General features: G+C 60.0%; 7 protein-coding genes and 1 pseudogene. 4 read left to right on the top strand and 4 right to left on the bottom strand.

The annotated features are described in order from the left end of the window. Nucleotides 1-503: 503 nt before the first annotated feature. Nucleotides 504-1,289 (bottom strand): phosphoribosyltransferase, encoded by a 786-nt coding sequence (locus KYG_RS00630; protein ID WP_009871344.1) that lies wholly within the window; start codon nucleotides 1,287-1,289, stop codon nucleotides 504-506. 696 nt (nucleotides 1,290-1,985) lie between these two features. On the opposite strand from KYG_RS00630, the gene KYG_RS00625 reads away from it, so the two are divergent. The 4 genes from KYG_RS00625 (at nucleotide 1,986) to KYG_RS00610 (ending at nucleotide 7,060) form a co-directional block, all read left to right on the top strand. Beyond that, a complete protein-coding gene (locus KYG_RS00625; protein ID WP_009871343.1) occupies nucleotides 1,986-3,083 on the top strand; it encodes a hypothetical protein in 1,098 nt (365 codons plus the stop codon). Nucleotides 3,084-3,092: 9 nt separating this feature from the next. After that, nucleotides 3,093-5,276, top strand: coding sequence for a tyrosine-type recombinase/integrase (locus KYG_RS00620; protein ID WP_085942458.1), 2,184 nt, complete (start codon nucleotides 3,093-3,095; stop codon nucleotides 5,274-5,276). A gap of 114 nt (nucleotides 5,277-5,390) precedes the next feature. Further along, nucleotides 5,391-5,729 carry a helix-turn-helix transcriptional regulator gene (locus tag KYG_RS00615; RefSeq protein ID WP_009871341.1) on the top strand — a complete coding sequence of 113 codons (339 nt, stop codon included), beginning with the start codon at nucleotides 5,391-5,393 and terminating at the stop codon, nucleotides 5,727-5,729. Then, on the top strand, nucleotides 5,726-7,060 hold the full coding sequence (locus KYG_RS00610) for a type II toxin-antitoxin system HipA family toxin (protein WP_034692396.1): 1,335 nt from the start codon (nucleotides 5,726-5,728) through the stop codon (nucleotides 7,058-7,060). The genes KYG_RS00615 and KYG_RS00610 overlap by 4 nt, the downstream gene beginning before the upstream one ends. 65 nt (nucleotides 7,061-7,125) lie before the next feature. Here KYG_RS00610 and KYG_RS00605 read toward each other — a convergent pair whose 3' ends face one another. The 3 genes and pseudogenes from KYG_RS00605 to KYG_RS00595 all read right to left on the bottom strand — a co-directional run. Further along, complete coding sequence (locus KYG_RS00605) at nucleotides 7,126-7,383, bottom strand: hypothetical protein (RefSeq protein ID WP_009871339.1); 258 nt, start codon at nucleotides 7,381-7,383, stop codon at nucleotides 7,126-7,128. A gap of 84 nt (nucleotides 7,384-7,467) precedes the next feature. Continuing rightward, nucleotides 7,468-8,952: a class I SAM-dependent methyltransferase gene (locus KYG_RS00600; RefSeq protein WP_034692394.1), complete on the bottom strand. Its 1,485-nt coding sequence runs from the start codon at nucleotides 8,950-8,952 to the stop codon at nucleotides 7,468-7,470. A gap of 254 nt (nucleotides 8,953-9,206) precedes the next feature. Beyond that, nucleotides 9,207-10,052 (bottom strand): annotated as a pseudogene (locus KYG_RS00595) (hypothetical protein); the annotation flags it as partial.

Genomic DNA, 10,052 nt, shown 5'->3' with positions numbered 1-10,052 from the left:
ACACGGACCAAAACCAGAACGGCTGGCCAATCAGACCAACGATGCAGGCCCAGCGCTGGATCTGCTGGCTGCGGCTCTGCGACAGCCATATGGCAGTCGGGCCAAGGAAGGCGAGGGCGGTTTGGACGATCTGGTCGGAGGGCATGACCGGGATTGTGCACTACTGTATGAAATCACAGATGCCCCAGTTCGGACGTAGGCACACGGCGCGGCAGGGTGGGCCTAGTGCTGGCCTGCGTTGCTTCGAACTCAAAAAGGCGTTAGAAGCGTACACAAGAAAAAAGGCCCACCGGAGGGTGGGCCTTTGAATAAGGTGGGCGACATAGTCGCCCAAGATGGTTAGCCGCTGCCTAACCTTCCCACTTTCTGCTCTTTACGAACTGACCATGGGGAGTGCTACGCGGGTCTCTTCATATATTTAACGAGCGGGGAGACTCAATCACGCTCAGTGCCTATGGTACTAGAACCTACCAACCTTTGCAACCCCTGAGGACAAGCATGACTCAAGCCTTGCTGAAGAGGGATAGGGCCGTGAAGCTCTCTCCTTGCTGGGTTGACCTTAGCACGTTCTTGGCAGCAATCAGTGACGTGCCGCTGGATACAAGGTCATCCACCAGGAGAATGGACGGGTAGGGATTTTTAACCGCCTGAGGCCCAGCCGCGATTGGTTGGATCAGATGGCGAAATCGGGTGTGAACGTCCTTTAGTGCGAGCACCTGCTGTTTTTTCACGACCTGGCGAATGTTCTGAAGGGTCTTGCTGTCTTGATAGCTCTTACTCGATGCTATGGCCCTATCAAGGTCAGCTACAGCTGACGCGACGGTAGCCTTGGCAAGAAGCCCATCAATGATGGTTAGCTGAAGGTGTTTTTTGAGCTGCTCTGCCACGTGCCTGACGATGGAGTGAGAAGAGGGGATGCAAACGATCACCGGGGGATCACCAAATACAAGATGCTGTCTTACGATTTGCTCGCCGATGAGCAGCATCTCGCGCACGCTGCGGTAACCCGTAACCAAACCATCCTTCCCCTTCAGAGCGTAAATCATCGGGCAGTTGTCCCCAATTTTCCGCGCTGCACGATCCCGCCGTTCTTGTGAGGTCGCCTTGAGACGCGTAAATACGGAAAAGACGTCGATGGAACCCAGCTCGTTCTCGACTGTGTACTGCTTTGGATTCCCAGAGAGCGTAGTGATCAGATGCTCCCTTGAGCTGTGATCAACAACCACCTTCGTGCCCTGAATAACTAGTCCCAATGCCCCTCCCAGGGTGATCTGTTTAGTACGGTTCATTGTCGCATTGATGACCACTCGATCAACGGGCAGGCAATGATTCGCTGGGGGCCTATTCCAGAGCGCGGGCGTTTGGCCCGCTTGCCGTGCGGCGACCTGGACGGACTGGTTAGCTAGGTTGATGTTGACGCGCTGCTCCCGGTCAACAAATTCCTCTCGGAACGCAATTGCCCATCGCTAGGACGATCTTGTCGTAGAACGGCCCATTGGAGGGGGTGTTTCTTGTCGGTGTCGCGAGTCCTCAAGAGCCGACCTGGTGGTCAACACAAATCAATGACTTGGAGGCCGCTGGATCGCCAAGTTTTGTACCCCGTATTCACTGAGTTTTGTATTTCCCTGTGTGTTTCTCACTGAGTCTTGTATTTTTGCCAGCCGTTGGCCAGTGGAGGCACCTGGCGGCCGAGGTGCCGACGCTGGCTGGTGGCCCACCGAATCCGCACCATCGCTTGATCTGCACGCGACAGCCAGTCCGAGCGACGGCACCTGGTGACCTGCCAAGAGCCAAGAATACAAAACTCAGTGAGAAAAGTACAAAACTCGCGGCGCTTTTTCAGGTGCCTCTTGTCGCGCCGCTAGAGACAAATTTCATATTATGAAATTTTAAGGCGGGGTCCGCACAAGGATTAGAATTAATTGTCACGCAGCTTAATGATAGTTATGATGCGTGTGTTTGAAGCTCAATTAATAGACGCCCTCATGATCGACCCCACCTCATCCATCCTCACACTGGAAGCGCTGATGCCATCGGTTGCCCCCAAGCAGCTGCGCAACGGCTTTTCCCACAACGCCTTGCTGAAGGCTGTGCGCAAAGTCCCCGGTTTTGAGGTGGCAGAAATCGCCACCTCGCGGGATGGCTGGTACCTGGTCAACCAACGTGTGTTTACCGCCGAGGGCGAGCTGGTTCACGATGACCACCGCGCCTGGCTGTTGCAGGAGTTTGTGAACGACGGGGCCAGCGCGCCTGCCACCCACGAACGCCTGTCTCAGGCCAATTTCCGATTGAGCCGAACAAGCATTACTCACATCATCCTCACTGTGGATCGAGGCGGCCGCGAATCGAACTTCCTGCAGTTGGAAGTCGAAATGCACTGCGAACGCCTGGACTGCAAGCTCATGCGCGCAGAATGGGCGCCCCCGCGCAATGCGAGTGACTTGATCGATGAGGCTGCTGGCGACCCGCTGCCCGAGGCGGAGCAGCTGGTCATTGGCCAGCCCCGTTACAAGCTGACCCGAGTGGTTGACATCGAGGGGTTTCTGGACCGTGTGCAGGCCATTGAGGATGAGCGTCGAGACCGGGCCCGCAGGATGTCCATCACTGTTTCCGGCGCAGCGTCAAAGCAGCCCAAGGAGATCGTCAGCTACGGCGAGATCGATCCCAGCTTCGACAAGTACCCGCACAAGGCGGTACGTTTTTTCCAGGAGTGGGCCAAGAGCAGCGCTGGAGCGTCAGGGGCGCGGCTGTGCTCTCACTGGGTCATGAAAACCAGCGAGGGCGCCATCCCAGGCACGGATCAGCGTGATGCATCGCTGATCCCCATGTGGACGACCAAATTCAAGTTGCCCGAGGTTCATTCGCGGCGCGGCTCCCCCTCAGAGCTGCTGGTGAAGCTGCAGGCCATAGACCAAAAGGTAGGCGTCCCGTTCGCATGGTTCTTTTTCATGCTGCACGGCAATCGCGTCAAGGACGGGGCGGGCCTGCGCATCCTAAAAGCCGCTGAGGCCGGCGAGGTCGAAATCCCCGAGAGCGACTATCAGGTGCTTCGGCGCTGGTGCGACAGGCCCTACGGTTTCTGAGGGACCGCGATGCTTACCTCTCCCTTATCCAACCCGGATGGTGCCCTTCGGATGGCTGGCACAGCCGTTATTGATGAATCTCCCAGCCCCTTTGAGATTGCGCAGCCTGATGCAGTCCGTCGTCGTCGCGGCCGACCGGTGGGAGCGAAGGCGAAGATTTCCAAACAGCCCATCACCGCCGACGACATGGCATTCATGCGAGCCGTTGTGGAAGGGATCGCGCCCAGAACAGCAGCATTGCGCTATCTGTCGCACCTTGGCCCCGCCATGGAGCGCAGCGCAGCCGATGCCTACCCCGATGACCTGAGAAAGCGCATCACAGCGGCGGCAGAGGGCAATCCGGAATTGATGGAGCACGTGTCCCTCCTGTGGCCAGTTGCCCAGGGCAAGGTTTTGGGTGCAGACCCTGCAGCTCTTGCAGACCACGCCACGGAAACCCTCACCCCCGACGCCACGCCCGAGCCCGCGGGTTCCGCCCCTTCGCTGGCCGAGTTCGCCCTGCAGTTCCCCGAGGACATGTACTCGGAGCAGGAGCTGGTCGAGATATACGAGGATAAGTATGGGGCGTCAGCAACGTCTGGGCAGCCGGAATTGACGGCGTCGCTCACACCACCCTCGCATCAGCCCCATGCCCGCGAAGACATTCCCCTCTCTGCCAAGGATCTTCTTGCCAGAAAAATAGATGCACTCAACCTGCTGGACCGGCGCCTTGCCATTCGGCCGCATCGAGAGAACCTGGTGCAGCTCTGGCTTCCCTTCACGGACAGCCAGCTGCAGGCGATTCAGGCGCAGGGCGTGGAGACCTTGGGGAACCTGATCGACTGGATCGCGCTGACCGGCGCCAGATGGTACGAGCGCTTGCCGCGCCTTGGGCGCACCCGTGGAGCGCGCATCGTGAATTGGCTGGAGAGTGCGGTGGTCACTCCCGCCCCAGGCCTGCCCCCCCTGCCCGGCCGCCCTTACCTGCCGGCACACACCGGACGCGGGCTGATCCCGCTGGCGGAACTGAACTGGCCCAGTGCCCTCGATGGGGCGGATGGCACCTACAGGGGCACCGGGATCAACACCCTCGACGCCAGCAACGACCGCGAGGCCATTCAAGGCTGGTTCAGGAACAGGCTGTCTGAACGCAGCCTGGCCACGCAGGACGCCTACCAACGCGCCATCGAGCGGCTGGTGCTGTGGGCTGTGATCGAACGGCGCAAGGCTGTCTCATCGCTCACGAGCACAGACTTGCGTGAGTTTTTTGAGTTTTTGCGAGCCCCACCCGCCCACTGGGTGCAGCCGCGACTGCGCACGAAGTCTGCCCCGGACTGGAGGCCCCTGCGCGGGCCCCTGAACGACAAGTCCATTGAGCAAACGAATGCGGCGATTCGCTCCATGTTTTCGACATGGTTAGAGAGCGGATACATCACCCTCAACGCGATGGCGACCTTCACTCCGGCCAAGCGTAAGGACATCAAACTCGATGTGATGCGCTCCTTTTCTGAACAGGACAAGCAACTGATCGTGGAGACGATGGGGCGGATGAGGGATGGGCCCCACAAGCGCCGCCTAGTGGCGATCTTGCGATTGCTGGGGAGCGCGGGCCTGCGCAGGGCCGAACTCGCAGACGCGACCTGGAAGCAGATGGAGCGTTACCGCATTGACGGCGTATTGACGGATGGGTGGGCGCTGCGTTTCGTCGGCAAGGGTGAGCGCGAGCGCGTCGTGCCCATCCATGAAGCGACTCTGCAGGCGCTGCGCGACCACCTGGAGGACCGGAAGCTACTGACCGGCATGCCGGGGTCGATGTATGCGCGGATAGGCGACGATGACATGCCCCTGATCGGGGTGCTCGATGAGCGCCTGGCCCGACCGAATGCTGGGAGCCACGGCGTCATGCCACACAACGCCCGCAGGGAGGGAAATTCCACCGGGAAGCTCAGTCACTCACGGGTCTATAGCTTGCTGAAAGCTTTTTTCAGAAAGTGCGCAGCGACGGCCGGGGAGTCCAACTCGGATTTTCTGGCGGCCTCCACGCACTGGCTGCGTCACACATTCGCGCATGCCGCGCTGAGCGAGAGCGGCGGCGATCTGGGTGAGGTCCAGCAGCTGCTGGGGCACGCCGACATCAACACCACCGCGATCTATACCAAAGCGGATCTCGCCTCACGAGCGCGAACGGTCAACAAGATCAAACCACTTGTGTAGCGTTTCACTGAAAAGTTAACTTTCTTTTTTCCAGAAAAGCATATCTAAATTGTGTTTATGAGACAGATAAGGCATACTTTAGTTTATGATTTCGGAATTAGAGAAAGATAGTTCATGAAAACCCTCGCGGATTTCTCGATATCGCTGCTCACCGCGAAAGCGCAGCGGGGAGTCAAGCTCAAGGATCTGGCCAGAAACACGGGGTTGTCCCCGGTGGCCGTGCGCCAGATGCTGGATGGCAAGGTGTCGCCCCGGCTGGCGAATGCCATGGCCGTTGCTTCGGAGCTGGGTCTGGAGCTGGTGCTGATGCCCAAGGCGGTAGCGGCATCCTTTGAGCAATCCACCGCCGGGGAGCGCACGGTGCTTTCCGACCTGGAGCGCCGCCTTGGCGATGCGACCACCAATCAGGTTGGACTGCCCTCGATCGGTCGGGGCACCGGGCCAAAGCCATGAAGTACCGGGCTCTGGATGTTTTCTTGGGCCAAGGCGCAGGACGGCGTTTTGTCGGCCAGCTTTTCCAGTACGGGGAAGGTGCCTCTGCGATCACGCGGCTGGTGCCGGATCGCAGCTACTGGACGCTGGACGATATGCCTGTGCTGGCGCAGTTCGCGGTGCAGGAAAACCCGGATGACCGCTTCAAGTTTGTCCTGGAGGCCGCGCTGCAACCGTTTTTCAACGGGGAAGGTGAAGCGCTGCCGCCTTTCTTTCAGAACATGCTGCCCGAAGGCCCTTTGCGCACCCACTTGGAAAGCATCGGGGATCTGGACAAGGGCGACGACTTTGCCCTACTGAGCATGTGCGGCACAGACTTGCCCGGCGCAGTGTACGTGGCGCCGGCGGACATGACGCGGGAGAGCATTGCCCGAGTTGTGACGCAGAACAACGATGCGCTGGAGATGAGCGTGTCGCCCATGCCACTGCCAGAAGCCACCTCCTTGTCAGGGGTGCAGCCCAAGCTGGCGCTGGTGCTCTCTGGCGGGCGGTACGTGGCCCGCGCCAAGGACGAGCGGGGCGTACACATCATCGCCAAGCTGCCCACCGTGCAGTTTCCATTGCTGCCGCAGGTGGAGGAACTTTCCATGCGCATGGCTGGCGCGGCGGGGGTGGATGTCTGCGAGGTCACACTGGCCCCGCTGTCAGCGATTCATGCGGACCAGCCGTTCGTCATCGGCGATGAAAGCCACTTCCTGGCCGTCAAGCGCTTCGACCGGCAGGGTCTGCAGCACATCCATTGCGAAGACTTTGCGCAGGTGCTCAACATACCGCCGACGTTGAAGTACGAGCACCCCCGTGCGAACTACGCCACCATGGCCAAGGTTTTACTGAGCACTCCGGGATTGGGCATGCCTGCGTTGGAAGAGTTCATCCGCCGCATCGTGGTCAACGACCTTCTGGGCAACTTTGATGGCCATGTCAAAAACTACGGCCTGCTGTACGCCGATGGCCGCACTCCCGAGTTGTCTCCAGCCTACGATGTGGTGGCCTATGCGGCGTTCCTCAAAGGCAAGGGGCACGCGCTCAAGTTCACGCCGACCAGCCAAACCAAAGAGCGGATTTCGCCTGCGGTTATCCGCGCCCTGGCCACCGCGGTCCCGGGCCTGCCGGAACCCAAGATCGGAGCTGTGGTGCGCGAGACGGCCAAGAAGGCATACGAAGCATGGCCCGACATGATCCAGGCCAGCGGTCTTCAGGAGGAACAGAAGAGAAGACTGCTGGAGCACATCGGCAATACGCCCGCCATCGAGTCGCTGGCGAGGCGTGCGGCGAAAGTGCCGCGCAAATGAAAAAAGCCCAGGCCGCATAGAGCGCCTGGGCTTGGTTGTTGTCCGACGCGAGGCCTGACTGCGACTTATAGCGGGACAACCTCGTAGTCATCGAGTACGGTGGATCCTTTTTGCCGAAGGCGATTGCGCACATCGGCATCTTGTGGAATGCCCTTGTAGTAAATGCTCTCCATGATGTCGTCGCCCTCTTCGGGGTGAACCCAGGCGACCACGCGGTGGGTGTAGCCCTGCTTGGCCATGCGCACCGTTTCAGGCAAGACGCTGGTGCGGGCAAAGTTTTGCTGCGCCCGCAGTGGCGCAGAGCGCCGCTTTTTGTTTTTCATTTTTCTGTTTCGGTTGAGTTGCAACGCCCAGGCCAATCTTCCGATTGACACTGGGCCTTGCGTGCGTATCTGTCGATACCTTGATCAGACGCTGAAATGCACCAGGGTGGTTGCCACATCAGTGCCGGATTCACGGAATGCTCCGGGATCGACTTGTTCCACCTCTGCCTTCACGGCATCAAGGAATCGCTTGAATTCCTGGGCGCGCTTGTGCGTGCTGTGCATCCATGCCGATGACATGTAGCTGGTCACCGTGCCCCCGTTCTGCACAAACCGTGAGGCGTGCAATACATGGTCGATGTCCTGGTGGCGCGAGAACGGAGGGTTCATGCACGCCGCCGCGAACTTCGGACTTGGCGCCACGCGCAGGAAGTCTCCGTGAATCACGTTCTGGAAACCTGCTTCGCGCAGCTTTTGGACATTGCGCTCCATCAGCTCGCAGGTGGTCACCAGTTCGGTGCCGCCCACGGCGGCTGCCATGGGACAGGCAATGCGCCCGTCCCCTGCTTGTGGCTCAATGACCAGCATGCCTCGTTCCAGCTTCGCCTTTGCCAGAAGCTTGTTCACCAGCGCCGCAGGCGTGGGGAAGAAACCCAGGTCTGCAGGGCGCACATACCGCCCCGTGGCCACGGCTGCGTAGAGGATGTCCTGTGCGTCCACGTCGAACGTGTGTGCCCGGCGGCTGCCGCCTACCCATTTGCCACCCAGTTCCCGCAGCACCTTGTCCACCCGGCTGTACAGCGCCTTGTCGAGCTGTACCGTGGGCAGGTAGATGTGCGGGCCTTGAGCGTGCGCTTGTCTCAGCACCTCCAGTACATCAGGCGGGATGGCCCGATCCGGGAGTTTGCTGCCTGCAGCATCTGCAGTTTGCATATCCTTCACTTCCAATGCCATGTCCCCGCCCAGAACGGTCATCTTGACGGGGGCTTTGGCCTGGATGGTCTTGGCAGCAGGTTTCGGCAGGGTTTCGCTGTCGAACTGTGCAGCCACTTCCGCCCACTCCACCTCACTCAGGGAAATGGGGTTAGGAGAGAACAATGTGCGGTGTGCTGTTGCAAAGTGCCGCAGCGCTCGGGACGCCCGCCCTAACCAGTCTGGGCCGGTCGGTGCAGCTTCAGCCAGATAAGACCATGCGGCCGAATCACTGGATAGCACCTGCGCGGCCCGCATGGTGGGTTCATTGACGAAACCGGCGTGGATTTGGCGTGTGGCCTGTGTGTGCGCAATCAGGTTGCGCCGCACCGCGCTCGCAGCCTGGTCGAAGCGGTGAAGCTCGGACAGGATGACGGGGACTGGTGTGATGTGGCCTGGATAGACTTCGCCACGTGCGTTGAAACGCCATGCATCAGCGACACGTATATTGCCAAGCGGTCCGGTATAGACCAGCATGGCATAGGGGTAGTCTCGGAGATGGGCGTCCATGTAGGACTCATCCCCAACGGCCAGATTTCGTGCCACGAAAATCCGATCAGCAGCCAGGGCGTGCTTGATCTCTTCGCGGGTGAGTATGGACTTCTGGGTACTGGCAGGCGCGCTCGGGCGCGACGCAGTGAGTTGTTTGGAAAGCATGTTGGGCCCAAAAAAAAGGGCCCAGCACCCTCAGGGCAGCAGGGCCCTGTAGGGGAATGGAAGCGCCGAAGGCTCGGCGTTCGGGGCGCACAGAGGTGCGCATCACGGGTGTGATTCGATAATTTTATCGCAACCGTCCGGGGCTGTCGCGGCGTTAAACCTTGTCGTTTGACCTGTGCTTACAAAACCGCTCTGCATCTGCGGGCCAAAAAAACCCTCCCCGATTTCTCGGAGAGGGCTCAATGGAGGGGTGTTCAGGCTGCGGCAGCTTGTTCCAGGTTGTCTGCAGCCTGCGTATCGTCAGGCGCGGTGGACGCGCTGGGCGTCGCGACGTTGACTTGCTCAATCAACTTGGCGATCTGTGCGCGAAGTTCTTCCGGCAGCTGCTGGAAGGCCTCGTGTTTGCTGACCATTTCCAGCGTCTCATAGAGCACTGGGGCTTGCTTGGTCAGGATCTTCTTGCGGCCATCAAGCATGGAGCGCGTGACCTTCTTCTTGGGCGAGTTCTGCAAGGCGGCCTTGAGGACTTGCTCGGCGTTTTCACCATGCTGGCGGACAGCCTCGATGGCAGTCCCGGCCGTGGTCTCTTCCTTTTCCACCATCTGCCGGATGCCCGGCGGCGCGGCGGCCAAGGTCAGCAGATGGTGGACGTAGGAGGCATCGACATCGAGCTCGGTCGCTATACGGTCGAACGTCCAACCGAACTTTCGCAGGCGGGCACACAAGACTGCGCGCTCGAGGGGCGTGAAGTCAAGCCCTTCATTGGAGCGCATCATGGCGACCGTGAGGTCTTCCATGGAGGTGCCTTCCGGCTTGAGCACCAAGGGCAGGTATTCCAGTGGAGCGCCTTCTTCGATGGCGGCGATGGCAGCTGCAAGGCGCGTGGCGCCCTCAGTGATGAAAATGACCGGCTTGCTGCCATCCATCCCGGCGTAGCCAGCCAGTGGCTTGTCCTGATAGAAGCCGTGCTGAATGATGGAGCGCTTGATGCGCGCCAAGTGGTCGAGGTAGCGCTGGTTTCGAATCCGGGGATTCAGGCCCGGCACTACCCGGATGTCCTGCGGCATAACCAGGATCATGTTGCCCTTGCCGGGCACGAC

This window comes from Acidovorax sp. NO-1, assembly GCF_000238595.1.
In the GTDB taxonomy this organism is placed as follows: Bacteria; Pseudomonadota; Gammaproteobacteria; order Burkholderiales; family Burkholderiaceae_C; genus Acidovorax.
This window is presented reverse-complemented; position numbering and strand designations above follow the sequence as displayed.

Bases quoted from the DNA above. Each gene is read 5' to 3' on its own strand.
- KYG_RS00630 (WP_009871344.1), bottom strand. From the start codon at position 1,289: ATGAACCGTACTAAACAGATCACCCTGGGAGGGGCATTGGGACTAGTT.
- KYG_RS00625 (WP_009871343.1), top strand. From the start codon at position 1,986: ATGATCGACCCCACCTCATCCATCCTCACACTGGAAGCGCTGATGCCA.
- KYG_RS00620 (WP_085942458.1), top strand. From the start codon at position 3,093: ATGCTTACCTCTCCCTTATCCAACCCGGATGGTGCCCTTCGGATGGCT.
- KYG_RS00615 (WP_009871341.1), top strand. From the start codon at position 5,391: ATGAAAACCCTCGCGGATTTCTCGATATCGCTGCTCACCGCGAAAGCG.
- KYG_RS00610 (WP_034692396.1), top strand. From the start codon at position 5,726: ATGAAGTACCGGGCTCTGGATGTTTTCTTGGGCCAAGGCGCAGGACGG.
- KYG_RS00605 (WP_009871339.1), bottom strand. From the start codon at position 7,383: ATGAAAAACAAAAAGCGGCGCTCTGCGCCACTGCGGGCGCAGCAAAAC.
- KYG_RS00600 (WP_034692394.1), bottom strand. From the start codon at position 8,952: ATGCTTTCCAAACAACTCACTGCGTCGCGCCCGAGCGCGCCTGCCAGT.